The sequence below is a fragment of the Flavobacterium sp. PL12 genome (assembly GCF_039123485.1).
Taxonomy (GTDB): domain Bacteria; phylum Bacteroidota; class Bacteroidia; order Flavobacteriales; family Flavobacteriaceae; genus Flavobacterium; species Flavobacterium weaverense.
Window position 1 is genome coordinate 1 of record NZ_JBANDI010000037.1, and the last position, 24530, is coordinate 24530.

Consider the following 24530-nt stretch of genomic DNA (forward strand, 5'->3'; position numbering starts at 1 on the left):
TGGTTGTTTAGCGACTTCAAGATACTGAATTTCAGTATCTTGACCAATATCTAAGTCATTTATTTTACTTTAAATAATTACACCCAACGGGTAAAAGAACATCTAAGTTTGCTATTCAATTAGGAACAAAAAAAATCCGTTTAGAATTTCTAAACGGATTTTAATATATGGAATGAGGTTTCTTCGTTCCTCGCAATGATAATTATAGGTGAATTACTTCATCATAAGCAGCAGCAACCGCTTCCATTACCGCTTCACTCATAGTTGGGTGAGGGTGGATTGATTTTAGGATTTCGTGTCCTGTAGTTTCAAGTTTACGAGCTACAACTGCCTCAGCAATCATATCAGTAACTCCCGCACCTATCATGTGACAACCTAACCACTCGCCATATTTTGCATCAAAAATTACTTTAACAAAACCATCAGGAGTTCCTGCTGCTTTTGCTTTTCCTGAAGCAGAAAACGGGAATTTACCAATTTTTAATTCGTATCCTTTCTCTCTCGCTTGTTTCTCAGTTAATCCTACAGAAGCAATTTCAGGAGTAGCATACGTACAACCTGGAACATTTCCGTAATCTATAGGTTCTACGTGTAATCCTGCAATTTTCTCAACACAGTTGATTCCTTCTGCAGATGCAACGTGTGCTAATGCTTGTCCTGGTGTAATATCTCCAATAGCGTAATATCCAGGGATATTAGTTTGATTGTATGCGTTTACCAAGATTTTGTCTCTATCTGTAGCGATTCCTACTTCTTCTAAACCGATGTTTTCAATGTTGGTTTTAATTCCAACAGCCGAAAGTAAAATTTCAGCTTCAATAACTTCTTCTCCTTTTGCAGTTTTTACAAATGCTTTCACACCTGCTCCAGTAGTATCGATTCTCTCTACAGATGAGTTTGTCATGATTTTGATGCCTGCTTTTTTCAAAGAGCGCTCCATTTGTTTCGAAATATCCTCGTCTTCAACAGGAACTACGTTTGGCATAAATTCTACAATAGTAACATCTGTTCCCATTGAGTTGTAGAAGTGTGCAAACTCAACTCCAATAGCTCCAGAACCAACGATAATCATTGATTTAGGTTGTGTTGCTAGTGTCATTGCTTGTCTGTATCCAATTACTTTTATACCATCTTGCGGTAAACTTGGTAACTCACGTGAACGTGCTCCAGTTGCAATTATGATATGATCAGCGCTGTACTCTGTAACTTTATTATCTTTATCAGTAACATCGATTTTTTTACCTGGCTTTAATTTTCCAAAACCATCAATTACGTCAATTTTATTTTTTTTCATTAAGAATTGAACACCTTTGCTCATTCCATCTGCTACGCTACGGCTTCGTTGAACAACAGCAGGAAAGTCTTTGTCAAATGATGAAACAGTCAATCCGTAATCAGAAGCATGCTTTAAATAATCAAAAACTTGAGCTGATTTCAGCAAAGCTTTTGTTGGTATACATCCCCAGTTCAAACAAACTCCACCTAAGTTTTCTTTTTCAATTACGGCTACTTTAAACCCTAATTGTGATGCTCTAATGGCTGTAACGTATCCGCCTGGGCCACTTCCTAAAACTATAATATCGTATTTCATTTTTTAAAGTGTTTATTATTTTATACTACCGTCATTCGTAATTGAATACAAAGACAAGTCGTTTATCTTAGTTTTTTTTAATTTTTAACGTTGCGAATTTAAGGAATTATTCTGTTGTGAGAAAGTTTCAAACTGATAAAGTGTTAAACAAATCCTCGTGTTTTATTTATTGTTTTTGAAGACGATAAATAATAAATTTAAAATCAGTAAAAAGAGGTATAAAATGATATTTAGTATTTCTTACAATGTCTGTTATGCTACTATTAAATTAATGTTTTTAACAAATTAATTCGCAACCGAAAATTGAGAGTCATATAAGTTTTTATAATATCCATTTTCGCGGTGAATTAGTTCTTGATGCGTTCCTTCCTCTACAATCAGACCTTTATCCATTACCACGATTTTATCAGCATTAACAATTGTTGCTAATCTATGCGCAATAACTATTGATGTTCTCCCTTTAGTAATAGTTTCAGTCGCGCGCTGAATTAATTCTTCAGAATAGGTATCGATAGATGAGGTAGCTTCATCTAAAATCAAAATGCTAGGATTACTCACATAAGCTCGTAGGAAAGCAATCAGTTGGCGCTGTCCCGAAGAAAGCATTACACCACGTTCCTTAACATCAAAATCGTAATTGTCAGGAAGACTCATAATGAAATCGTGAACTCCAATTTTTTTGGCTGCTGCCAAAACTTGATCACGACTAATTTCTGGGTTATTAAGAGTAATATTATTAAAAATTGTATCTGCAAATAAGAAAATATCTTGTAAAACCACTGCAATTTGTAATCGTAACGATCCTAGCGTGTAATTCTCAATATTATTATTATCGATGTAAATCGAACCGCTATTAATTTCATAAAAACGATTCAGTAAATTTATTATTGTTGATTTCCCAGCTCCTGTAGATCCTACAATTGCAACAGTTTGTCCTGCACTCACTTTTAAATCAATTCCTTTTATTACCTCTTCACCTGGGATGTATCCAAAATGTACTTTCTTGAATTCGATGTCTCCATTGAAATCCGGAGCTTCAATCATTCCCGTATCTTGAATTTGATCTTCAGTGTCCAAAATATCAAAAACACGATTTGCTGCAATCATTCCTAATTGCATTTCGTTGAATTTATCAGCAATTTGGCGCAAAGGATTAAACAACATTGCAATAAACATAGTATACGAAAATAAATCTCCAAAAGTGGTGAATGTGTCTCCATTTAAAATTTTAAATCCGCCGTAAAGTACTATGAAACCTAATGTTAACGAAGAAATTATATCAGCGATAGGGAAGAAGATGGAGTTATACAAAATCGTTTTTATCCATGCTTTTTTATGCTTATCATTAATTTCTTTGAACTTCTCCGACTCAATTTTCTCGCGGTTGAATAATTGGACAATTTTCATTCCAGTTACGCGCTCTTGGACAAATGAGTTCATATTTGCGATTTGGTTACGCACTTCTTCAAACGCAACTTGCATTTTACGTTGAAATATTCTCGTAAAGAAAACTAGAATAGGCATTGCAACAATAACAATCCACGTTAGCTTCCAGTTCATATAGAACATGAAAAGTAAAACCACTACCATTTTCATTAAATCACTTATAATCATGAATAAACCTTGACTGAAAATACGAGCAATAGATTCAATATCAGAAACGGAACGGGTTACAAGTTGACCAACAGGAACTAGGTCAAAATACTTCATTCGGAAACTTAAAATATGTTGGAAAAGTTTTATTCTAATATCTTTTACAATATCTTGACCTAACCAGTTGGCCCAGAACACAAAGAAGAATTGAGAAAACACTTCTAGTAAAAGAACGATTCCCATCAAAACAACGTAATGCAATAAACCTTGTTGATCTTGATTAGAAATATAACCATCAACTGTTTGCTTTAATAAATAGGGACGCAATGCCGCAAAAACGGATAGTGAAATTGCAAATATAATTACGCCATTAAACCGAAATTGATATGGTTTGGTATATTTTAATATTCTTTTAAATAATCTAGTATCGAATGCTTTTGCTTTCATGTTTTTTATTTGCGAGCTACTAAGCAGTCTTAAATTGCTGCAGCACTTATTTTATTAATTATTTTACAAATAATCGTATTCTATTTTGGTCAAGTATAAACCATGTGCCGGCACTGAAAAACCAGCTTTATCTCTGTTTTTACTTTTTATGATATTTTCAAAATCAGTTAAAGCAATTTTGTGTAAACCAATATTTACTAAAGTTCCAACAATTGCACGAACCATATTTCGCAAAAACCGATTTGCCGAAATAGTAAATATTAATTTATCATTTTCTTGTTTCCAAAATGCTTCAAAAATTGTACAATCAAAGGTGTTGACATCTGTATTGACTTTAGAAAAACACTGAAAATCAGTATGATTAAATAATAATTGCGCTGCTTCATTCATAAGATTTACATCAAGTGATTGATGAAAATACCAACTTTGTTCTTGTAAAAACGGATCTTTGAATGTGTTAATGTGATATTCGTATGTTCTTTTAAGTGCGTCAAAACGGGTGTGCGCCTCATTCAAAACTGGAATAATATCATAAACCGTAATATCTTTGGGTAAAAAGGAATTAAGCTTATGGACAAGGTTTGCAACTTCAAATACCTTATCAAAATCAAAATGAGCGTACATTTCCTTAGCGTGAACTCCAGTATCTGTGCGTCCTGCACCCATTAAATTAATCTCAGTATTTAATAAAGTAGAAACAGCTTTATTCATCGTTTCTTGCACTGACGAAGCGTTTGGTTGGTATTGCCAACCATGATATTGCGTTCCGTTGTATGCTAGTTTTATAAAATATCTCAAGTCACTTTTTTTGAAGCTACAAAGATACTTATTAATTTTTTGGCTATGAAATGGCTAATAGCCAAAGTTTGTTAAGTTTTTAAAGGATTTTTTATTTGGAATCGGAATGTTTAATTTTACCGAAAATGCTAGGTCAGATTGTTCCGATGCTTCGGGAGCAGAAATAGCTCCTGATTGCTTCGTTTCTAAAAATGAAATTATTACTATGAAAAAAATTCTTCTCTTATCTGATACGCACAGTCATATTGATGACACGATTTTAAAATATGTAAATCAGGCTGATGAAGTTTGGCATGCTGGCGATATCGGCGATTTAGTGGTGACGGATACCATTAAAAAAGTGAAACCATTGCGCTGTGTTTTTGGAAATATTGATGACGCTCAAGCACGACTTGAATTTCCGCTACACAATCGGTTTCTGTGTGAAGGGGTTGATGTTTGGATTACGCATATTGGGGGTTATCCAGGAAAATACAATTTAAATATAAAAGAAGAAATAAGCGCAAATCCTCCAAATTTATTTATTTGTGGACATTCACATATTCTGAAAGTAATTTTCGATAAAAAAAATAATTTTTTACACATGAATCCAGGCGCTGCAGGAAAAAGTGGTTTTCACCAAGTGAGAACGATGCTTCGTTTTGTAATTGATGGCGATAAAATCAAAGATTTGGAAATAATTGAAATCGAAAAAAAGGCGTAATTCATTATACTCGGTGGACGATAGGAACAATAATTTTGATTGAGGTTCCCACTTCTAAAGTTGAATTAATATCAATATTGCCCTGCAAATTGTTTAGCCTAGCGGTAATTTGACTCAGTCCAAAACCTTCAACAATTTGGAATTTATTAGCGTCAAAACCTTTGCCATTATCAATGATGTCAATTTGGAGAGAATCATTATTTTCTTTTAAACGTAGTTGAGCTTCTATAGCGTCACTGTGTTTGATAATATTATTTAAAAGCTCCATGACGATAAAATAGATTTTCATTTCAAAGTCTTCATCATAGCGGGTAGTTCTCTCAACGGCACTTATATACTTAAAATTCAAAATTGAGTTTGAATTTTTATCGCACAGATCTTCTAACGCATCAAATAAGCCAAAACGCGCTAAGAGCGAAGGCATTAATTCGTGTGATAAGTTTCGAACTTGATCATGTGCTTCTTCAAGAATTGCTTTTGTCTTTATAATTTCTTGTGAAGTTGTTGGGTTTTGAGATATGTGTGCAAAAAGTTGCATTCCTGCTGAAGAAAGTAAAGCGCTAATGTTATCATGTAGAAAAGATGCAATCTTTTTGCGCTCTAATTCTTGACCATTGATAGTGGCGTTAATAGTGTTTTCCTGCACTTTACTACGTAAATCTTTTAGCCTATTTTTATGTTTTAGTTTGACGTTTTGCGCGTAAAAATAGAACAGAAAAAATAACATTATTAAAACGGCTACTAAAACAATAACAATTTTTTTATTTCGAGACTGTTCGTGCAGAAATTTATGCTCTTTAGTTTTTAGTTCACTTTCTATTTTATCTATTTCTCGCTTAAATTCATCTATTTCAAGATTGATACCGGCAATATTTGACTTGTTGTGTTTAGCTTCATTGTTTAATTGGTCTGTAATGGCATTATAGATAGTTAAATTTTTATAGGCGTTTTCGTAGTCGCCATTTTTATTTAAAAATTTAGCATACTCATGATATGAATAAGATAGATCTGATTTTTCGTCTCCTTCGATACCTAACTTTATTGCGTTCTCAAAATAGAAAATTGCTTTATCACAATCATTTTTGTGACTGTAATACATTCCATTAAGCATGTTTAGCGCTACAACAGTAGTAGAGTCTCCATGTTTTTCGTGAAATTTATTAATGTAGTTTAAGTAGGGAAGGCCTTGATCGAATTGTTCAATGTCAAAATGGGCCCATGTTAGATTTAGCTTTGTGAAAACTATCTGTGATGAATCACGACTTTTAGTGCTAAATTCCAATGATTTTTTATAGTAGTAAATTCCTTTTTCATATTGTTTCTTATCAAAGCAATAGATATTACCTAAATTATTATTTAACCAGTTTTTGAGTAGATCATTATTTGTTTTATTAGCGTAGACTAATCCTTTGTGATAATATAAGTACGCTTTATCAAATTCAGATAATTGATCAAAATTTGCGGCAATTGTATTGTATGCACTAGCTATTAAATTATTATCTTTTGAAGAAAGCGCGAGACTTAAAGCAAGTCTTGACTTGACTAATGATTTCTCATAATTTCCATTTTTCATCAAATCAACTGCTTCTTTGATCAGTGCAGCTGCTTTTTTTTGTTCTTCTTTTTCTACGTGCGCAAATGCTGTATTAGAAGAAAAAGTCAAAAGTAAAATCAATGCAAAAAGAACTTTTTTAAGAAGCATAATAAGTTTGCTAAGTAGTTAAAATTGAATTTTGATCAATTGTTTTAATGGAAATTTTTAATTTATGGTATTCGAATCTTTTTAATGTACTATTCTAATATGCTTGTAAACTAAATGCAAAATTATAAATAATACAGTGCTTATGGTTTTACCAGTTTGTGTTTTATTGCATATTTTACAAGACTAATCGAATTTTTAGCGCCAAGCTTTTTCATTATATTTTTACGATGCGTTTCGACTGTGTTTGCACTAATAAATAATTGATCACTAATTTCCTTACCGCTGAATTCAAGCGAAATTAAGATTATAATTTCAAGCTCTCTTTCTGTTAAAATTTCGTTTCCGTGTAATTGAGATTTATTTAATTTAGGGTTACCTTTAGTTACTTTCGTGAAAATTTTCTCCCTAACATCTTTACAGAAATATTCTTCGCCATTATTAACCGCTAGTATAGCGTTAATAATGTTCTCGCCTGCACATTTTTTAGTCAAATAACCACTGCTACCTAACTTCATTACTTCTCGCACTATTCTTAAATCGTCGTGGCTTGATAAAACTATGATTTTGCAGGGAAAACCTTTGGCGGCAAATTCTTTTATAACCTCAATTCCGTCCTTGCCAGGCATGTTGATGTCAAGTACAAGAATATCTGAGTTGTTACTTTGCACCTCTTCAAATAAATTATCACCTGTAATGGAGTGGCCAACTACTTCAAATGCAGCGTTAGTATGCAAGATTGTTTTGATACCATCAATTAGTATTTGATGATCATCAGCTAGGTGAATTCGTATTTTGTTTAACATAGTGTGTTTGTTATTGCCAAATTTAGATAAAATAAATAGCTGTGCGCAAATTTTCTCAAATTATTGCTGACTTTGAGTTTTGAACACAAAAAAACCCGAACTGTTACATTCGGGTTTCCTTCGCACTAATAAACTAAAGTTTATAGGTTTACCTCAATCTGTCCACAGATTTTACGAGATCTTCATCCTTTTTGATGGCCTTATTAGCTAAAACTAATAACACGATAGCAACTACAGGTAGAAACATCCCAATACCTTTCTCAGAAACAGCGGGTGTTTCTCCAGATACATTTAGTGAACGATATACAAACAATCCTAATAAAATCAAATTTAATATGATATTCAATCTGCCAATAACAAATTGATTTTGTCTTTTTTTATAGGAAACGATACTCAAAACAGTTAGCGTAGTACTAAGTCCTAGCAATACCGTGTAGATTTGACTTTGCATGAAATAATAAGAGCTATTATCGCTCATAGTCCATATAGGAATAAAAAACAATAATATACCTGTAACTAAAAAAGCAAGAAATAAATAAATGGTCTGAATTCTCTGTATCATGTGTTAAATATGTTTGACAAAAATATATCTTCTTTTTTACAAATACTATTGTCTGATAAAAATTTATTCGTATTATTGCATCATAATTCCGTAAGCACTTCATACTGCGGTTGATTCAATTTAAAGTTACTACCTATCTTTTACGTTATTCCAAAAAAACTAATTAAACTCATAGAACATTCATGTTTGATATTTCTGCATTAAAAGAAATGAAGCTTTCTGAGCTTCAAGAAATAGCTAAAACGGCTAAAAACATAAAATTTAACGGTGTTAAAAAAGAGACATTGATTGGTCATATTTTAGATCATCAAGCTGCTACAGTTGAATCGAAAGTAACTACAACAGCAGAAACTGTTCTTGAAGATGATAAACCTAAAAGAGCCCGAATTGTTCCTGTTAAAAAAGTAGCTATTCAAAAAACGAAAGTTAATCCTGTTATTGAGAATCAGGAAATTGCAGTCGCTGAAATAGAAACAGAAGAAAATAACGTTTCAGAAAAAGCGGAAATTGCTATTAATGAAACAGATTCTTCAGATCAAGAGCAAAAAAACGAGGAAAAAGTAGAAGGTAAAAAACCTGGTAAAGCGATAAAATTTAATAAATCAGCTTACGAGAAAAAAATAGCCTTAAAAAAGGACAAAGAAGAAGTTAAAGAAACTTCAAAAGAGCAAGAGCCTACAGTTGACTCTACATCAGAAGTAACTGCTGAAGAAAAAGCTGAAGTTGTTGCTCCTGCAAAAAAAATAAATCCGAACCAGTTGCATAAACAAAATGCAAATCAAAATGGAAACGGAAATCAAAATACAAATCAAAACCCCAATTTTAAAAACAAGAAAAGCAATTTTGCTGCATCTGACTTTGAATTTGACGGTATTATAGAAAGTGAAGGAGTTTTAGAAATGATGCCTGATGGATATGGTTTCTTAAGATCTTCTGATTATAACTATTTGGCTTCGCCAGATGATATTTATTTATCTACTTCGCAAATACGATTATTTGGTTTAAAAACTGGAGACACTGTAAAAGGTGTGGTTCGTCCACCAAAAGAAGGAGAGAAATTTTTCCCTTTAGTTCGCGTATTAAAAATAAACGGGCACGATCCTCAAGTTGTTCGCGATCGAGTTTCATTCGAGCATTTAACTCCTGTTTTTCCATCAGAGAAATTTAAATTAGCCGAAAAACAAAGCACAATTTCAACTCGAATTATTGATTTGTTTTCGCCAATAGGTAAAGGACAACGTGGAATGATCGTGGCACAGCCTAAAACAGGTAAAACGATGTTGCTTAAGGACATTGCTAATGCAATTGCAGCTAATCATCCTGAAGTATATTTAATTGTTTTATTAATCGATGAAAGACCAGAAGAGGTTACAGATATGCAACGTTCAGTAAGAGGAGAAGTAATTGCTTCTACTTTTGATAGAGAACCACAAGAGCACGTAAAAATTGCTAATATCGTTCTTGAAAAAGCAAAACGTTTAGTAGAATGTGGTCACGATGTAGTGATTCTATTAGATTCAATTACACGTTTAGCAAGAGCATATAATACGGTTCAACCAGCATCAGGAAAAGTTTTAAGTGGTGGTGTTGATGCTAACGCATTGCAAAAACCAAAACGATTCTTTGGAGCAGCTCGTAATGTTGAAAATGGAGGTTCATTAAGTATTATAGCAACTGCATTGACAGAAACTGGTTCTAAAATGGATGAAGTGATCTTCGAGGAATTTAAAGGAACTGGTAATATGGAATTACAATTAGATAGAAAGATCGCAAACAAACGTATCTTCCCAGCTATCGATTTAACTTCGTCAAGTACAAGACGTGATGATATGTTGTTAGATCCAAAAACATTACAGCGCATGTGGATTATGAGAAAGTATCTTTCTGATATGAATCCTGTGGAAGCAATGGATTTCATAAACGATAGATTCAAGAAAACTAAAAATAATGAAGAGTTCTTGATTTCAATGAACGACTAACAAAATAATTTAAAATAGTTATTTCCAAATTCTAATTTGGTTTATCTCTAAAAAAAAACTCCAATTTTCAAATTTGAAAATTGGAGTTTTTTTTAGTTCTATTTCTAGGAATTTCTGTATCGAAATTTAAAAATTTATTCTTTACGTTCTAACAAAGCCATGTAAAATCCATCAAAACCAGACTCTGAAGCAAGGATTTTTTGATCTTTTATAAAGTTGAATTGTTTTCCAATATCAGTTGTAAGAAAACGAGCAACCTGATCTTGATTTTCAGAAGGTAAAACGGAACAAGTAGCATAAACTAATTTCCCACCTGGTTTTACAATTTTAGAATAGCTTTCTAAAACTTCTGATTGTACTTTACGAATATTGTCAATAAACTCCGGTTGCAATTTCCACTTAGCATCAGGATTTCTTTTTAGAACTCCTAAACCGCTACATGGAGCATCAATTAATACACGATCTGCTCTTTCATGTAATTTTTTGATAACTTTTGTAGAATCTATAATTTTATATTCGATGTTGAAAGCTCCATCTCTCTTAGCACGGATCTTTAATTGTTTTAATTTGCTTTCATACAAATCCATTGCAATTAATTGTCCTTTGTTCTCCATTAAAGCAGCAAGGTGTAGTGTTTTTCCACCAGCACCAGCACACGTATCAACAACTCTCATTCCAGGCTTAACATCAAGGAAAGCAGCCACTAATTGTGAGTTTGCATCTTGAACTTCAAAGAAACCTTGTTTAAATGCATCCGTCAAGAAAACATTAGCTCTTTCTTTAAGAACTAAAGCGTCTGGTTGATTTTTTAAAGTTTCTGTATCAATATTTAAGTCCATCAAAATAGCACGAAGTGCTTCTCTTGTAGTCTTTAGTGTATTTACTCTAAGTATAACTTTGGCTGGTTGATTTTGAGCTGTTATTTCAGTTGCCCAAACTTTTTCACCTAATTCTTTAACTCCTAATTCATCCATCCAGTCTGGGATCGATTCTTTTAAAGCTCTTACTCTTGAAAGTTCATCAAAACGACCTTTTATTTTTCTTTCTGGAGTTCCTTCTAATTGACGCCAATCAGGAATAGGATATCCTCTTAATACAGCCCATACTGAAAACATTCTCCAAAGATTATCTCTGTCAAATGGTTCTTTAACCTCTGCAATTTCTGCGTATAATCTTTTCCAACGTACTATTTCGTAGATAGTTTCAGCAACAAATTTTCTATCTGAACTTCCCCAACGTTTATCTTTTTTTAAAGATCTTGCCACTACTTTATCAGCATATTCACCTTCATTGAAAATGGCATTTAATGCATCTATTGTTGTGTAAACTAAATTTCTATGTAATCTCATTTTTAATAATTGAGGTGCAAAGGTACTATTTATTGATTGAATGTGATATTTTAAATAATGAATGTTATTTATAAATTTCTTTCCAAAAAAAAACACTGTATTTGTTACAGTGTTTTTTTGAATTATCAATTAATGAATGCGTTTCAAATCTACTTTTTCAGGAGCATGAAGCACCATCGGGAATTTCTCAATTTTCACAGAACTACTGTCTAATCCAAAAGCTCGCTCCTCAGATAAACTTAATTTTTTAAGAAGGAAGTACGAGTTCATTATTAGTTTTTCATGCCATCTTAAACGACTATCATTGGATAGAAATTTTTCAGATAAAACAAATTTGAAATCACCAATAATGTTATTTTTATTCAATGATTCATATCGACTTGTAATATCAACTTCACCATTTTTGACCATATCTTTAATTACTTCTCTAAACATCAAGTTTATTTTAGTTGGCTCCCTAAATCCTAAATTAAAATCAACACGGTATAAATCGTCTTTTAAAATTTGAGTAACCTTGTACTCCGCCTTATATGGTTCTGATAATATATTGACGTGTACAAACCAATAAATATCGGCTCTTTTAGGTCTTTTTTGTAAAATTGAATACATTACTTTTTCTTCAATTTCGTCAGTTCTTCCAGCGTTAGTCATATAAACCAAGTGCGTTGCGTATTTTGGAATAGTTAAATCAGCGCTTAGTTCAATCAAAACTTTTTTGTAATCTTCAACTTTTACAAGTTTAGTGTAACTTTTATTTATTTGCTTAGCTAAATACCAAATTGTCATTATACTAATTAATATTGCTGCAATGATAAGTGTTACGTAACCTCCATCAGCAAATTTAGTGATGTTTGCTGCTAGAAAACTAAATTCAATAAGTAAGTAAATAGTTATTAGTGGAATTATAAAGTATAACTTAACCCTTTTCATTATTAGATAAAAGTTAAGTAAAATGGTCGTCATAATCATGCATAATATGATTGCTAAACCATAAGCATGTTCCATATTGTTAGATTCCTCAAAGTGCAATACAATTCCAACACAACCAATAAAGAGCAGCCAGTTTATTGAGGGTATGTATAACTGTCCTTTTAATTCAGTAGGATATTTAATTTTAACTTTTGGCCAAAAATTTAGTCTCATCGCTTCATTAATTAATGTAAATGAACCACTAATCAAAGCTTGTGACGCAATTACTGCAGCTAATGTTGCTACAACAATTCCTATTGGTTGGAACCAGTCAGGCATAATAAGGTAGAAAGGATTTCCATTTTTACCGCCTAAATTTTGCAACGTTCTTCCCTCATGATGGATCAAATAAGCGGCTTGCCCAAAATAGTTCAGTACTAAAGCGGTTTTTACAAAAATCCAGCTAATTCTAATATTTTTACGACCACAATGTCCCATGTCTGAATACAAAGCTTCTGCACCAGTAGTACATAAAAACACGAATCCAAGAACAAAAAATCCGTCGGGATGAGCTGATAGTAGATTGTAAGCATAGTAAGGATTAATTGCTTTAAAGACTTCAGGATGTTGTGTGATTTGGATCACTCCTAAGACAGCTAGCATTGCAAACCAAACCAGCATCATAGGCGCGAAGAATTTACCAACCAATTTTGACCCAAATTGCTGAATTGCAAACAGCACAAACAATATTCCTATTACAATGGGAATAGTATTGATCTCTGGATAAAAAGTTCGTATACCTTCAATTGCAGAAGATACAGAAATGGGGGGAGTTATAATTCCATCGGCCAATAGTGCGCTTCCACCAACAATTGCGGGGACAATCAGCCATTTTATTTTGGTTTTTTTTACTAACGCATATAAAGCAAAAATACCTCCTTCACCATGATTATCGGCGCTCAAGGTAATGAGTACGTATTTGATTGTAGTTTGTAAAGTCAGCGTCCAAAAAACTGCTGAAACTCCACCTAATACAACATCGGCATTTATTATGTGGGTGCCTAAGATGGCTTTCATTACATACAATGGTGAGGTTCCAATATCACCGTAAATTATTCCTAAAGAAATTAATAAACCACCTAAAGTCAATTTACTATGCAGGTCTTTGTGCGATGCGCTCATGTAATGATTTTAATAACAGGTCAAAAGTACACTTTTAAAATAAAATGTAGCTTTTTATAGAATAAAAAAAACACGGCTTTAAGGGCCGTGTTTTAATGTAATAACTAAGTCTTTTTTAGATTCTTCTACTATCATTTCTAGAGGAAGAAATTGTTCTTTGACTTTCGTTTCTTTGAGGAGCTGATTGTCTAGAAGAATTGCCTCTACTTTGTGGTTCTGCTCTTTGGGGTGCAGCTTCTCTCGACGGGCTTGTTCTACTTTGTGAATTTTCTCTTTGTGGAGCTGTTTCGCGAGAAGGTGCTGATCTGTTTTGTGAATACTCTCTAGGAGAACTTCCTCTTTGTTGCGTTGCATCTGGAGATGGATTTGTTCTGTTTTGAGAATAATCTCTAGAAGAACTTCCTGTTTGTTGCGTTGCATCTGGAGATGGATTTGTTCTGTTTTGAGAATAATCTCTCGTAGTACTTCCTCTTTGTTGAGTTGCATCCGGCGATGGATTTGTTCTATTTTGCGCATAATTTCTAGAAGAACTTCCTCTTTGCTGAGTTGCATCTGGTGATGGATTTGTTCTATTTTGAGAATAATCTCTTGAAGAACTTCCTCTCTGAATTGTAGCATCCGGAGATGGATTTTTTCTATTTTGTGAATAATCTCTCGTACTACTTGCTCTTTGTTGAGTTGCATCCGGCGATGGATTTGTTCTGTTTTGAGAATAGTCTCTTGAAGAACTGCCTCTCTGAGTTGTTGCATCTGCAGAACGATTTGTTCTATTTTGAGAATAATCTCTCGAAGAACTTCCTCTTTGTGCATTTATTTCACCTGACGTATTTCCTCTTCTTGAAGCTAAATCTCGTGATGAACTTCCTCTTCTATTTGAGTTTCCAATTTCATTACTTGAGCCTCTTCTTTGATCCAATTCGTAACGATTTACAACGTTCACGTTTCTTCTTGAAAAAGAATAGTTCGGATTTTGGCGCTCATATCCATTCGAACGTCTAGAATTATAATATACTACAGTACGTTCATTTCTTCTATGATTTACGTAATTGTAATTGTTATTAATATTTATGTTGATATTGATGTTATTTCTATATCGAAAGATTGGGAACGGATTCCATGCGTAATAATAGGAAGGATAATAGTTCCAATTCCATGATGAATAATAAGGTCTGTAATTATTTGACCAAAAAGACGCGTAAATTACTGGTGTAGTGTAGTAAACCGGTTCGTAAATGTAATTCTCTCCGTACATAAATACATCACCTACAACTTGAACGTGAATTTTATTGTTCCGATCTTTTTCTACATCGATCGTCGCAACATCTTGGTAAACATCACGATCTATAACAGATTGTATAATAATTAAATGCGTTCTATTTTCAACAGTCTCGATTACTCGCAAATAATCAACTTCATCATCATTATTTAAATCCAAATTAGATATTTGACGCTCTGGATCATTAAGACGCTTTTCAAAATCCTGAATGTTTCTAGAATCACCAAAAATGGATGCAACTGCTCTTAAGTCAAGGTTATCACTTATCTCAGAGTTCATCGCATTTACAGATGTTCTTTTTTGTGCTTGCAATTGTGTTGCGAAAACAGTAGTCAAAAGACTTAATAGTAGAAGTTTCGTTTTCATAGTAAATTGGATTAAATTTTCTCTTTTTTGGAATATCCAATTACTGTGCCAATAAATTTTAGAGACTAATCGTATTTCTATTAATAATTGTAAATTAGCATTAAAATAATTTTGTATGAGAAAAATAATATTGATTTTAGCAGTGTTTTCAACTCTTTTGTCTTGTAAAACAGCAGTTTATAATTCTGATGATTTAAATAGCTCTAATTTTAAAAACGTGATAATAGATACTTTATTTCAAGATAAAATAAGCATACGAGCAATTCAAATCGATAAAAATAGAGTTTGGTATGCAGCAGATAACGGAAGATATGGTTTTTATAATTTAGTGAATAATAAAAAAACTGAAAATACAATTGTGAAAGATGTACTGAAATTAGAGTTTAGAAGTATTGCCCAAACAAGCGACAATGTTTTCGTTTTAAATGTTTCTAATCCGGCTTTACTGTACCAAATTTCTAAAGGTGATTTGAGTTCCAAATTAGTGTATCAAGAAAATCACGAGAAAGTTTTTTACGACAGTATGCAGTTCTGGGATAATAATGAAGGTATTGCGATGGGTGATCCCATCACTAATTGTTTAAATCTAATTAAAACTCGGGATGGTGGTAAAACATGGAACAAAATCTCTTGTGATAAGTTACCAGTAGTCATTGATGGTGAAGCCGCTTTTGCTGCAAGTAACACGAACATCATTATTAAAGAAAATAACACTTGGATTGTATCAGGTGGAAAAAAGTCTAGAGTTTTTTATTCTGCTGATCGAGGAAATAGTTGGACTGTTTATGAAACGCCAATTATACAAGGCAAAGCAATGACAGGAATTTTCACAGCTGATTTTTACGATTCAAATAATGGATTTATTGCTGGGGGAGATTACGAAATTAAAGCTCAAAATTTCTCTAATAAAGCAAGTACTAGTAATGGCGGTAAAACATGGAAATTGGTAGCAGAAAACCAAGCTTTTGGTTATGCTTCTTGTGTTCAATATGTGCCTAAAAGCAAAGGTAGATCATTAGTTACAGTTGGTTTGACTGGAATTTACTATTCTAATAACAGTGGCAATTCGTGGGTAAAATTGTCAGACGACAGTAGTCTTAATACAATCCGATTTATAGATGAAAACACAGCAATAGCTGCTGGACAAAGCAAAATGATTCGCCTCCGATTTAAATAATAAAAAAACCCTAAACTACAGATTACAACTGCGGTTTAGGGCTTTTTACAGAATTAATAAATAATATTTTTATTTTTTTGATCCTTTATTTCGATATTGCTGCAAAAGTTTCCGATTGAAATCTTCTTCCGCTTTTCTTAGCTTCAAAACTTTTGAAGCTGGTATTATTGCTCTAACATTCTGAGTAAATTTCTTTCTAAGTAAAAACAGTTCCTCTTCAGTATCCTGTATTTGAGCTAGAAATGATGATGCTTCTTTTTCTGTCATTTTATCTAACGAGCCATCGCTCATTCTACGCATAAAAGCTCTCATCTTTTGATGTCTTAATTCAAACTGATTATCATCAAAAGTGTTGTAAAGAGGCCAAAACTTCTCTGCTTCACTATTTGTTAAGTCTAATTCGGTAGTGAAGAAGGCTACTTTAAGTACTTTTATCTGCTCTTTTTTTTCTTTCATACTTTCGCCCTGAGCATAAAAGCTGACTGAAACTAGCAATAGTAATAGTGGAAATAATTTTCTTATGTTCATTTTTATTTTTCTAATTAAATATTAAGAAATAGTTTTAAATTTATTCTAAAAGAAGATTTTCTAAATTTGAGTTCATTGCTAAAACATCTTCTATAGCTTTATCCTCAATAGCTACATTTATTTTTATCTTACTGATATCTTCAGTTTCTAACTCGTTAATCAGGTCGTACTGATTGACATTTGATTGGTACGTAATATAATTTTCTAAAGCTACTGAATCTAATTCTTGTTTGTTTTGAGACCAGTTAGCAATTACGGGAATCATTAGCGCAAGAACTAAGATCGCTGCTACCATCATAAACAACGTTTTTCTCTTTTGAAATATCGAAATTACTTTTGTTTCACTCGCAGGTAATCGCTCCATCATTTTGACAGAGAAATTTTCAAAATAGTCATCTGGAGTTCTAAATCCAGATTCAATTTTAGGCTCGTTTTCTAATTTAAATGTTTTCATATACTACTAAGACACTTTTACTTTAAAAAGGTTTAATTGGTTGTTACAAAAGCTTCTATTTTTTTTACTGCTATGTGATAAGATGCTTTTAGACCTCCTACAGAAGTTCCTAAAATTTCAGAAATTTGCTCGTACTTAAGCTCTTCAAAATATTTCATCTTGAAAACGAGTTGTTGCTTTTCAGGTAATAGCGCAATAGCTTTTTGTAATTTTAATTGGATTTCATCTCCATCAAAAAAAATATCTGCTTCAAGATTATCAAGTACTTTGTTTTGAATAATTTCTGATGCAACGCCACTCATTTTTGATTTTTGTTTCAAAAAATTTAAAGCTTCATTTGTGGCTATGCGGTACATCCAAGAAAAAAGTTTACTTTCTCCTTTAAAATTTTTTAAATTTTGAAATATTTTAATAAAAGTATTTTGCAGTATATCATCAGTGTCATCATGGTTTAAAACGATATTCCGAATGTGATTATAAAGCGGTCTTTGATACTCCAATATTAAACTCTGAAACGCTTCATTCTGCGTCCGAGGATCTAATAGTTGCTGTATAAATTCCTTTTCTTCGTGCAAAATTGTTTTTTATAAGTTAGAACAAAATTTATGTAAAAGGTTTAATGAGGTTTAGAGAAATTTAAAATTCAGATTGCTCTTCCTCCTTATTCGTTGGGGCTACTGGTACTTTTACAGGTTCAACTTTTTTAATTTGTGCGGGTACGTAGTTAGGAACTACTGCCGCTACTTTTGGCTGTATTGGATAATACATTTCAGTTACCCATTTTGAAGGACTTTTAATATCAACCTTGGTAACTTTATACACTTGCAAGAATGTAAATGATTGGTCTACAAGTATGCGGTTTGCATTAATGTAATTTGTCGCTTTATCAAGTGTTTTTTTACTGTGCGAATAGTCGCCGGTTAAAGTAGTTTTAACTGCTTCAAACTCTTCTATTTTCCCACTCAATATATCACTTCCTGAACTTGTCATTATTTGGCTTTTTATTGGTACACAGAAAGATAAACGAGTCAGATCATTTGCTAAATCGTAATTATGATAAATCAAAAACGGTTTTCCATTCAATTCAATATTGTTTGTATTGCAAAAGTCGGTTATTTTCTTAAAAACGATTCTTGAATTTTTATTCACATTTGAGATTTTACTGGTGAACGTTTGCTCTAAGTAAAACGTAGCGGGAAATTTAACTATCCCATCTACTTTTACATTATAAGTATTAATTTCGTAATCAAGTGTCTTGTCAAGATTAGCTAAACTCTTCTCATACATTTTTCCAAAAATCCTATAGATTCCACCATTAAAAGCAGTGTAAACTTTCATAGAAAAATCCATCTTTCCAGTAGTTTTCCAAGTAACTTTTGTTCCACCTATGGTATCTTTAAAACTCCAAAAAACAGAAGATGAAGTGCCATCGTAATTCATTTTTTGTGAAATACTATCGTTTTCTTTTACAAAAATTGTTTTCACATCACCTGCTCCGTCTTTTCCTTTCCAAGAAAAAGAAGCGCCCGCGCCAATCGTCTTAGCTGGATAATTAATTTTTATTTCAGGATCTTCAGTCATCCAGGAACTAAAATCTTCCCAGTTTCGAAAATCATTTACAAAACTATATACGTTTGATTTGGGGGAATTTATAATTTGACTTCTTTCTACAGTGAAATCTCCTTTTTGGGTGGCTACAAAAATGGACAAAGCAACTACACTAAGTAGTAGCAAAAGAAACAAATATTTTAAAATCCTCATAGTACGCAGGTTTATTAATTTCGGTAAAGTTAAAGATTTAAATTAGAAGTCATATAAACTGTTAATTTTTTATGCTTGTATTTTTCTGACTAAAAAAGATAAATTGAGCAGGGAAGTTATAAAGAGAAATAGTTCATTTTTTTAATCAATTAAATTAGAATTTAATCAAAATAAATAATGCGTTTTTTATAAAGATTTTCAAGCTATTTTTTTTATAAAGCACCTTCTAAACTTGGAGCTCTTAAAATTCACAATAAAAAAGTCCGCTACGCAGCAGACTTTGAATTTATTGAACTCTAATTTATCTTTTAAAGAAGATTTTTATCAAGAACAATATTCCAATAAAAGCAATAAAACCAAGCAGTATTTTATAACTCCCTTTGTAAAAAATCTTGTGCAAACCTGTATCTTTTCGATAAGCAAATGCTATTCCGATAACAAATACAATAAAAAATAGAACAGCAAATATTAATTGATCCTTACTAAACATAATTAAAATATTTTTAGCAAATTTAGGTATTACTTTAATAATAGTTTACTAATTTGTGTTTTCATTTTATAAATATAAAAAGATGCAAAAACAGATTGAGGCAGTCAAAGAATTTCATACTACTTTCAAAATTGACTTTCATGAAGAACCAACTGCCGATTTAGGTGCGAGTAAGCATGAACTTCGCTATAATTTAATGAAAGAAGAAAATGAAGAATACTTAGAAGCAGTTCAAAACAATGACTTAACTGAAATTGCTGATGAACTAGGGGATATGATGTATATACTTTGCGGAACAATTCTAGAGCATGGTTTACAAGATAAAATTGAGGCAGTTTTTGATGAAATCCAACGCAGTAATATGAGTAAATTGGACGAAAATGGAAATCCTATTTATCGTGAAGATGGTAAAGTAATGAAAGGAGCGAATTACTTCAAGCCCGATTTTACTAAAATTTTAAAGTAAAAAGACTTTTTGTTTCAATGAACTACAAAACGGAAAGGTGTGAAAAATAAAACGCCAATTTTCTGATTGAAAATTGGCGTTTTTTATATTCTAATATCTTTATGGATTATACTTTAACAGTCCATCCAAATGTATCTTCTTCTAACTTGTTTTGAATATTTGTCAGTTTATCTTTTAATTGAATTGCAACAGGTTTTTCAATCTTTGGTAAATCATAGTACACATCTTGATAGGAGAAACCAGATATTGGACTTACAACTGCAGCAGTTCCAGCACCAAAGATTTCTTTTAAACTTCCGTTTTTAGCAGCTTCTACCAGTTCAGATACTAAGACTGGTCTTACATCTACAGCGATATTTTCGCTCTTCGCTAATTCAATAAGTGTTTTTCTAGTTACACCATCTAAAATACGCTCACTTACTGGAGCAGTTAACAAAGTGTCATTTATTCTAAAGAAAACATTCATTGTACCTGCTTCTTCTAATTTTGTATGTGTTGCATCATCAGTCCAAATAACTTGTTGGAAACCTGCTTCATTAGCTAATGTAGTAGGGTAGAACTGAGCAGCATAATTTCCAGCTGCTTTAGCTGCACCTATTCCTCCATTTGCAGCTCTACTGTAATGTTCAGCAATAAGTACTTTTACTTCACCAGAATAATAAGAAGTTACAGGAGAAAGTATAATCATGAATTTATAATCATCAGACGGATTAGCAATTACGCCGTGTCCTGTAGCAATCATAAAAGGTCTAATGTACATTGCATTTCCATTCCCTTTTTTAATCCATGATTCGTCCAATTGTAGCAATTGGTTCAACCCATTCATAAATATATCTTCGGAAACTTCTGGCATTGCCATTCTAACCGCTGATTTGTTAAAACGCTTGTAATTTTCATCAGGTCTAAAAAGCCAAACAGCATCATTAGTATCTTTATATGCTTTCATTCCCTCGAATATGGCCTGACCATAATGAAAAACCCTACTTGATGGGTCTAACAAAAAAGGAGCATAGGGCTTGATGACTGGTTTTTGCCATTCTCCATTTTTAAAATCACATTCAAACATGTGATCTGTAAAAACTGCACCAAAGCTTAAGTGTTCAAAATCTACCTCATTAATTTTTGAAGTAGCAGATTTTAAAATTTCAATTTTGTTAGTTTGAGTTGTACTCATAATAATGTATTGGTTTTTATTTTTATATGTAATCTGGCGATACTCAAAAAGAATATTTTTTTATTAAGTATCCGTTAATTTGTGCAAAATTAGTTAAAATTCAGTAAAGTCCTTGCGAAATTGATATTATTTCTGAGAGATAACTCGCAATTACTTATGCTTTAAAAAATGTGGTAAAATGCCGAGGAATTCTAGTAAATTTGTAATAATTAGTCTGTTTTTAAAAGGGAAACGCTTTTCTTTTTATTAAATTTGACACGATGTTGCTTGACTAAGCAGCTTAACTTTAGAGTATAATTTTGAAAAGAGAAATAATCCAAACGCTTGATGGCTCAACAACCATCAAACTAACAGAATGGGACGAATGTTATCACTCTAAACACGGTGCAATTCAAGAAGCGCAGCATGTCTTTATCAAAAACGGTCTGTCTTTATTTCCAAATAAAGAAATAGCTATAATGGAAATTGGTTTCGGTACTGGTCTAAATGCTTTTATCACGTTTTTAGAATCAAAAAAAATTAATCAAAATATTGATTACGTAGGAATAGAAGCGTATCCTATATCTGCAAATGAAGTCCTAAACATGAATTATGTAGCAGAATTAGAAGCAGTTGATCAAAGTGCTATTTTTGATAAGATGCATGAAAGCAATTGGGAAGAAAAAACAATTTTAGATAATGATTTTTCGCTTACAAAAAGGAAAATGTTTTTTGAAGCAATCGAAGAGGAAAATAAATATGACCTGATTTATTTTGACGCTTTTGGATATCGAGTGCAACCTGAATTATGGAGCACTGAAATATTTAGAAAAATGTACAAGGCGCTCAAGGAAAATGGTGTGCTAGTTACATACGCTGCTAGAGGAGTAGTAAAAAGAAGTATGATTGAGGTAGGTTTTACAGTTGAAAAGCTTGCGGGGCCTCCAGGAAAAAGAGAAATGTTTCGCGCTACAAAGCTTTAAAATTTTATTATTTTTGTTTTGTAAAACCTTTATTTACAATGTTTTAAAATTAGTAAAATAAAAAACCAAAAAGTTCGTTAAATGTTTATACACTATCTTAAAAAGAATGTATTTTTACAACGATTTAGAATTTGAATATAACCAAAATCTGCCTTGAATTATGTCGAAAATAATGTATGATTATACGAAATCAGTTTTAGAAAGAGTAAGTTTTGATGCTAATCTTTTTTGCAAAGAATTAGAAAAAGCGGTCAAAATGTTATTGCCCTACGAAATGGAACAGTTGCGTGAATGGTTAATTAGCTTTACGATGGAAAAACCAGAACTGAAACAATGTTTACTTATTGTAAATTCATAAAAAAAAGGAACCTTAAAAGGTTCCTTTTTTTATTTCTTATATTTTGAACTTATAATTTGTACGTTTTGGAAAACTATCGCTCCTTTTACAACTCCGGCAATTGTAGTTCGCAATGCCTCAATTATCTGAATTTTTAATTCATTTTTAGGGAAAATCAAACTTACTTCTCTAGCTGGCTTTGGCTCTTTAAAATGACGAAGTTTTAGTTTGTCATTTTCCTTTAGATCTAAAGTATGTAAGTAAGGCAGCAGTGTTGTTCCTAAACCTTCATCGGCAAGTTTAATTAAAGTCTCAAAACTACCACTTTCCAACTGGAAGTGTCCTTTATCGCTTCGGGGATTATTTTTACATAAGTTTAAAATTCCGTCACGGAAACAATGTCCATCTTGCAATAGCAATATTTCGTCTAAATTCAAATCAGAAATTTCTATCTCTTCTTTCTGGAAATTATGGTGACTTTCTGGAATATAAGCGACAAAAGGCTCATAATATAATACGATCTCCTTTATTTTTTCTTCCAATAATGGTGTGGCAGCAATTGCAGCATCAAGATGACCATTATTAAGTTTTGTAATTATTTCATCCGTATTCAGCTCTTCGATAATAAGCTTCACTTTTGGATATTTTTTAATAAAATTATTCAGAAACATTGGTAATAGCGTAGGCATAATTGTTGGAATAATTCCTAATCTAAATTCTCCACCTATAAAACCTTTCTGCTGCTCTACTATATCTTGGATGCGATCCGCTTCGATGACAATATTTTTGGCTTGATTGACAATTTTCTGTCCAATGTCAGTTAATTGAATTGGTTTCTTAGTTCTGTCGAATATCTGAATACTTAATTCTTCTTCAATTTTCTGAATTTGCATACTCAAGGTTGGTTGAGTTACGAAACACTTTTCAGCAGCTAATGTAAAATTTTTATGTTCAGCAACTGCAAGAACATATTTCAATTGAGTAATTGTCATGGTATAGTAATTTCTAATGCAAATTTAGTAAAACTATAACTTTATATTATAGTATTTTCGCTAAATTTATGGTAAATTTACTAAAGAATTTAATTACAAAAAAACTTAAAAAATGAAAACTAATATTTTAGGATTACCAGTTAAAGAATCAGAATTAATAGTTGCTGAATTAAATGTTTTATTATCAAACTTTCAGGTGTATTATCAGAATTTGAGAGGAATTCATTGGAACATTCGAGGAAAAAGATTTTTTGATTTACATGTTAAATTTGAAGAATTATATACTGATTCGCAAATAAAAATCGATTTAATCGCAGAGCGCGTGTTGACAGTTGGTGGAACTCCGTTACATACTTTTGAGGATTATATTAAAAACAATCAATTAGTTGTAGGTAAAAATATATCTAATGATGAAAAAGCAGTTCATTTGATTGTAACCTCATTGTCTCATTTATTGAAAATTGAGAGAGAGATACTTAATAAATCTGCAGAAATAAATGATGAGGGAACAAATGCTATGATGAGTGATTTTATTTCTGAGCAAGAAAAAACTATTTGGATGATGCAGGCTTGGTTGGAAGAGAGCTTATAGTTTATAGAATATCTTATTGAAGAAAAGCAAAATAGAGTCGTATGATTCTATTTTGCTTTTTTTTGTGGTTTTATTAATCTGGGTAACATTACCATTGTTCAATAATTTTTACTCGAACACTATACATAGCTGTCTTCATTCGATTAATTTGCAATTTAGATTGAATAAATTTATTTTACGACCAAAAAATATATTTACTTTAGCGAAATAACGCAGCCGTCCTTTTTTTTGAAACTAATTATTAATGTGAATCAAGGGTTGAAAAAATGACAAAAAAAGAAAGAAATAACTTTCAAATAATTAGTTTAATAGTCTGAAAATCAGTATATTTAAAGTG

Annotated in this window: 23 protein-coding genes; 7 read left to right on the forward strand and 16 right to left on the reverse strand. The window is 32.0% G+C overall.

The window, feature by feature from the left end; translation table 11 throughout:
• Nucleotides 1-202: 202 nt before the first annotated feature.
• From lpdA to truA, 3 genes are all read right to left on the reverse strand, one after another.
• Nucleotides 203-1591: a dihydrolipoyl dehydrogenase gene (gene lpdA, locus RCH19_RS13895; RefSeq protein ID WP_121924411.1), complete on the reverse strand. Its 1389-nt coding sequence runs from the start codon at nt 1589-1591 to the stop codon at nt 203-205.
• A gap of 285 nt (nt 1592-1876) precedes the next feature.
• The gene (locus RCH19_RS13900; RefSeq protein WP_343023721.1) at nt 1877-3631 is read right to left on the reverse strand and encodes an ABC transporter ATP-binding protein; all 1755 of its coding nucleotides are present in this window, start codon (nt 3629-3631) and stop codon (nt 1877-1879) included.
• 63 nt (nt 3632-3694) lie between these two features.
• Entirely contained in the window at nt 3695-4429 is a 735-nt protein-coding gene (gene truA / locus RCH19_RS13905) for a tRNA pseudouridine(38-40) synthase TruA (protein WP_121924413.1), read from the reverse strand.
• A 205-nt stretch (nt 4430-4634) separates the two neighbouring features.
• On the opposite strand from truA, the gene RCH19_RS13910 reads away from it, so the two are divergent.
• Nucleotides 4635-5132 carry a metallophosphoesterase family protein gene (locus tag RCH19_RS13910; RefSeq protein WP_343023737.1) on the forward strand — a complete coding sequence of 166 codons (498 nt, stop codon included), beginning with the start codon at nt 4635-4637 and terminating at the stop codon, nt 5130-5132.
• Nucleotides 5133-5136: 4 nt separating this feature from the next.
• On the opposite strand, the gene RCH19_RS13915 is transcribed toward RCH19_RS13910, so the two are convergent.
• The 3 genes from RCH19_RS13915 to RCH19_RS13925 form a co-directional block, all read right to left on the reverse strand.
• Nucleotides 5137-6834, reverse strand: a complete 1698-nt coding sequence (locus RCH19_RS13915; protein ID WP_343023722.1) for an ATP-binding protein — start codon at nt 6832-6834, stop codon at nt 5137-5139.
• A gap of 140 nt (nt 6835-6974) precedes the next feature.
• Complete coding sequence (locus tag RCH19_RS13920) at nt 6975-7637, reverse strand: response regulator transcription factor (protein ID WP_343023723.1); 663 nt, start codon at nt 7635-7637, stop codon at nt 6975-6977.
• A gap of 148 nt (nt 7638-7785) precedes the next feature.
• Nucleotides 7786-8199: a DUF4293 domain-containing protein gene (locus RCH19_RS13925; protein ID WP_343023724.1), complete on the reverse strand. Its 414-nt coding sequence runs from the start codon at nt 8197-8199 to the stop codon at nt 7786-7788.
• A gap of 182 nt (nt 8200-8381) precedes the next feature.
• Between RCH19_RS13925 and rho the strand changes: the two genes are divergently transcribed.
• The gene (rho, locus tag RCH19_RS13930) at nt 8382-10178 is read left to right on the forward strand and encodes a transcription termination factor Rho (RefSeq protein WP_343023725.1); all 1797 of its coding nucleotides are present in this window, start codon (nt 8382-8384) and stop codon (nt 10176-10178) included.
• 134 nt (nt 10179-10312) lie between these two features.
• On the opposite strand, the gene RCH19_RS13935 is transcribed toward rho, so the two are convergent.
• The 3 genes from RCH19_RS13935 to RCH19_RS13945 form a co-directional block, all read right to left on the reverse strand.
• Nucleotides 10313-11527: a methyltransferase domain-containing protein gene (locus RCH19_RS13935; RefSeq protein WP_121924418.1), complete on the reverse strand. Its 1215-nt coding sequence runs from the start codon at nt 11525-11527 to the stop codon at nt 10313-10315.
• Between the two features lie 129 nt (nt 11528-11656).
• Nucleotides 11657-13618 (reverse strand): KUP/HAK/KT family potassium transporter, encoded by a 1962-nt coding sequence (locus RCH19_RS13940; protein WP_121924419.1) that lies wholly within the window; start codon nt 13616-13618, stop codon nt 11657-11659.
• A gap of 115 nt (nt 13619-13733) precedes the next feature.
• Nucleotides 13734-15260 carry a hypothetical protein gene (locus tag RCH19_RS13945; protein WP_343023726.1) on the reverse strand — a complete coding sequence of 509 codons (1527 nt, stop codon included), beginning with the start codon at nt 15258-15260 and terminating at the stop codon, nt 13734-13736.
• A 115-nt stretch (nt 15261-15375) separates the two neighbouring features.
• On the opposite strand from RCH19_RS13945, the gene RCH19_RS13950 reads away from it, so the two are divergent.
• Nucleotides 15376-16437, forward strand: a complete 1062-nt coding sequence (locus RCH19_RS13950; protein WP_343023727.1) for an oxidoreductase — start codon at nt 15376-15378, stop codon at nt 16435-16437.
• A 69-nt stretch (nt 16438-16506) separates the two neighbouring features.
• Here RCH19_RS13950 and RCH19_RS13955 read toward each other — a convergent pair whose 3' ends face one another.
• The 5 genes from RCH19_RS13955 to RCH19_RS13975 form a co-directional block, all read right to left on the reverse strand.
• Nucleotides 16507-16965: a sensor of ECF-type sigma factor gene (locus RCH19_RS13955; RefSeq protein WP_343023728.1), complete on the reverse strand. Its 459-nt coding sequence runs from the start codon at nt 16963-16965 to the stop codon at nt 16507-16509.
• Between the two features lie 40 nt (nt 16966-17005).
• Nucleotides 17006-17419 carry a hypothetical protein gene (locus RCH19_RS13960; protein ID WP_343023729.1) on the reverse strand — a complete coding sequence of 138 codons (414 nt, stop codon included), beginning with the start codon at nt 17417-17419 and terminating at the stop codon, nt 17006-17008.
• A gap of 32 nt (nt 17420-17451) precedes the next feature.
• A complete protein-coding gene (locus RCH19_RS13965; RefSeq protein WP_343023730.1) occupies nt 17452-17994 on the reverse strand; it encodes a sigma-70 family RNA polymerase sigma factor in 543 nt (180 codons plus the stop codon).
• A gap of 61 nt (nt 17995-18055) precedes the next feature.
• Nucleotides 18056-19180 carry an SRPBCC family protein gene (locus RCH19_RS13970; RefSeq protein ID WP_343023731.1) on the reverse strand — a complete coding sequence of 375 codons (1125 nt, stop codon included), beginning with the start codon at nt 19178-19180 and terminating at the stop codon, nt 18056-18058.
• A gap of 301 nt (nt 19181-19481) precedes the next feature.
• Nucleotides 19482-19670: a hypothetical protein gene (locus RCH19_RS13975; RefSeq protein ID WP_121924426.1), complete on the reverse strand. Its 189-nt coding sequence runs from the start codon at nt 19668-19670 to the stop codon at nt 19482-19484.
• A gap of 82 nt (nt 19671-19752) precedes the next feature.
• Here RCH19_RS13975 and RCH19_RS13980 point away from each other — a divergent pair, with 82 nt between their 5' ends.
• Nucleotides 19753-20136 (forward strand): nucleoside triphosphate pyrophosphohydrolase family protein, encoded by a 384-nt coding sequence (locus RCH19_RS13980; RefSeq protein ID WP_343023732.1) that lies wholly within the window; start codon nt 19753-19755, stop codon nt 20134-20136.
• A 106-nt stretch (nt 20137-20242) separates the two neighbouring features.
• On the opposite strand, the gene RCH19_RS13985 is transcribed toward RCH19_RS13980, so the two are convergent.
• Complete coding sequence (locus RCH19_RS13985) at nt 20243-21310, reverse strand: branched-chain amino acid aminotransferase (protein ID WP_343023733.1); 1068 nt, start codon at nt 21308-21310, stop codon at nt 20243-20245.
• A gap of 299 nt (nt 21311-21609) precedes the next feature.
• Between RCH19_RS13985 and mnmD the strand changes: the two genes are divergently transcribed.
• Both mnmD and RCH19_RS13995 read left to right on the forward strand, forming a co-directional pair.
• Nucleotides 21610-22272 carry a tRNA (5-methylaminomethyl-2-thiouridine)(34)-methyltransferase MnmD gene (mnmD, locus tag RCH19_RS13990; protein WP_343023734.1) on the forward strand — a complete coding sequence of 221 codons (663 nt, stop codon included), beginning with the start codon at nt 21610-21612 and terminating at the stop codon, nt 22270-22272.
• 160 nt (nt 22273-22432) lie between these two features.
• A complete protein-coding gene (locus RCH19_RS13995) occupies nt 22433-22630 on the forward strand; it encodes a hypothetical protein (protein WP_121924430.1) in 198 nt (65 codons plus the stop codon).
• A 29-nt stretch (nt 22631-22659) separates the two neighbouring features.
• Here RCH19_RS13995 and RCH19_RS14000 read toward each other — a convergent pair whose 3' ends face one another.
• Entirely contained in the window at nt 22660-23601 is a 942-nt protein-coding gene (locus tag RCH19_RS14000) for a LysR substrate-binding domain-containing protein (protein ID WP_343023735.1), read from the reverse strand.
• Between the two features lie 112 nt (nt 23602-23713).
• Here RCH19_RS14000 and RCH19_RS14005 point away from each other — a divergent pair, with 112 nt between their 5' ends.
• On the forward strand, nt 23714-24193 hold the full coding sequence (locus RCH19_RS14005) for a Dps family protein (RefSeq protein WP_343023736.1): 480 nt from the start codon (nt 23714-23716) through the stop codon (nt 24191-24193).
• Nucleotides 24194-24530: the final 337 nt, after the last annotated feature.

What these genes read in the sequence shown, in the direction of transcription:
- RCH19_RS13920 (WP_343023723.1), bottom strand. Translation starts at nt 7,637, where the DNA reads ATGTTAAACAAAATACGAATTCACCTAGCTGATGATCATCAAATACTA.
- RCH19_RS13960 (WP_343023729.1), bottom strand. Translation starts at nt 17,419, where the DNA reads ATGAAAACATTTAAATTAGAAAACGAGCCTAAAATTGAATCTGGATTT.
- lpdA (WP_121924411.1), bottom strand. Translation starts at nt 1,591, where the DNA reads ATGAAATACGATATTATAGTTTTAGGAAGTGGCCCAGGCGGATACGTT.
- RCH19_RS13935 (WP_121924418.1), bottom strand. Translation starts at nt 11,527, where the DNA reads ATGAGATTACATAGAAATTTAGTTTACACAACAATAGATGCATTAAAT.
- RCH19_RS13910 (WP_343023737.1), top strand. Translation starts at nt 4,635, where the DNA reads ATGAAAAAAATTCTTCTCTTATCTGATACGCACAGTCATATTGATGAC.
- RCH19_RS13900 (WP_343023721.1), bottom strand. Translation starts at nt 3,631, where the DNA reads ATGAAAGCAAAAGCATTCGATACTAGATTATTTAAAAGAATATTAAAA.
- RCH19_RS13995 (WP_121924430.1), top strand. Translation starts at nt 22,433, where the DNA reads ATGTCGAAAATAATGTATGATTATACGAAATCAGTTTTAGAAAGAGTA.
- RCH19_RS14000 (WP_343023735.1), bottom strand. Translation starts at nt 23,601, where the DNA reads ATGACAATTACTCAATTGAAATATGTTCTTGCAGTTGCTGAACATAAA.
- RCH19_RS13980 (WP_343023732.1), top strand. Translation starts at nt 19,753, where the DNA reads ATGCAAAAACAGATTGAGGCAGTCAAAGAATTTCATACTACTTTCAAA.
- RCH19_RS13940 (WP_121924419.1), bottom strand. Translation starts at nt 13,618, where the DNA reads ATGAGCGCATCGCACAAAGACCTGCATAGTAAATTGACTTTAGGTGGT.
- RCH19_RS13985 (WP_343023733.1), bottom strand. Translation starts at nt 21,310, where the DNA reads ATGAGTACAACTCAAACTAACAAAATTGAAATTTTAAAATCTGCTACT.
- RCH19_RS13945 (WP_343023726.1), bottom strand. Translation starts at nt 15,260, where the DNA reads ATGAAAACGAAACTTCTACTATTAAGTCTTTTGACTACTGTTTTCGCA.
- RCH19_RS14005 (WP_343023736.1), top strand. Translation starts at nt 23,714, where the DNA reads ATGAAAACTAATATTTTAGGATTACCAGTTAAAGAATCAGAATTAATA.
- RCH19_RS13925 (WP_343023724.1), bottom strand. Translation starts at nt 8,199, where the DNA reads ATGATACAGAGAATTCAGACCATTTATTTATTTCTTGCTTTTTTAGTT.
- RCH19_RS13970 (WP_343023731.1), bottom strand. Translation starts at nt 19,180, where the DNA reads ATGAGGATTTTAAAATATTTGTTTCTTTTGCTACTACTTAGTGTAGTT.
- RCH19_RS13915 (WP_343023722.1), bottom strand. Translation starts at nt 6,834, where the DNA reads ATGCTTCTTAAAAAAGTTCTTTTTGCATTGATTTTACTTTTGACTTTT.
- RCH19_RS13975 (WP_121924426.1), bottom strand. Translation starts at nt 19,670, where the DNA reads ATGTTTAGTAAGGATCAATTAATATTTGCTGTTCTATTTTTTATTGTA.
- RCH19_RS13955 (WP_343023728.1), bottom strand. Translation starts at nt 16,965, where the DNA reads ATGAACATAAGAAAATTATTTCCACTATTACTATTGCTAGTTTCAGTC.
- rho (WP_343023725.1), top strand. Translation starts at nt 8,382, where the DNA reads ATGTTTGATATTTCTGCATTAAAAGAAATGAAGCTTTCTGAGCTTCAA.
- RCH19_RS13950 (WP_343023727.1), top strand. Translation starts at nt 15,376, where the DNA reads ATGAGAAAAATAATATTGATTTTAGCAGTGTTTTCAACTCTTTTGTCT.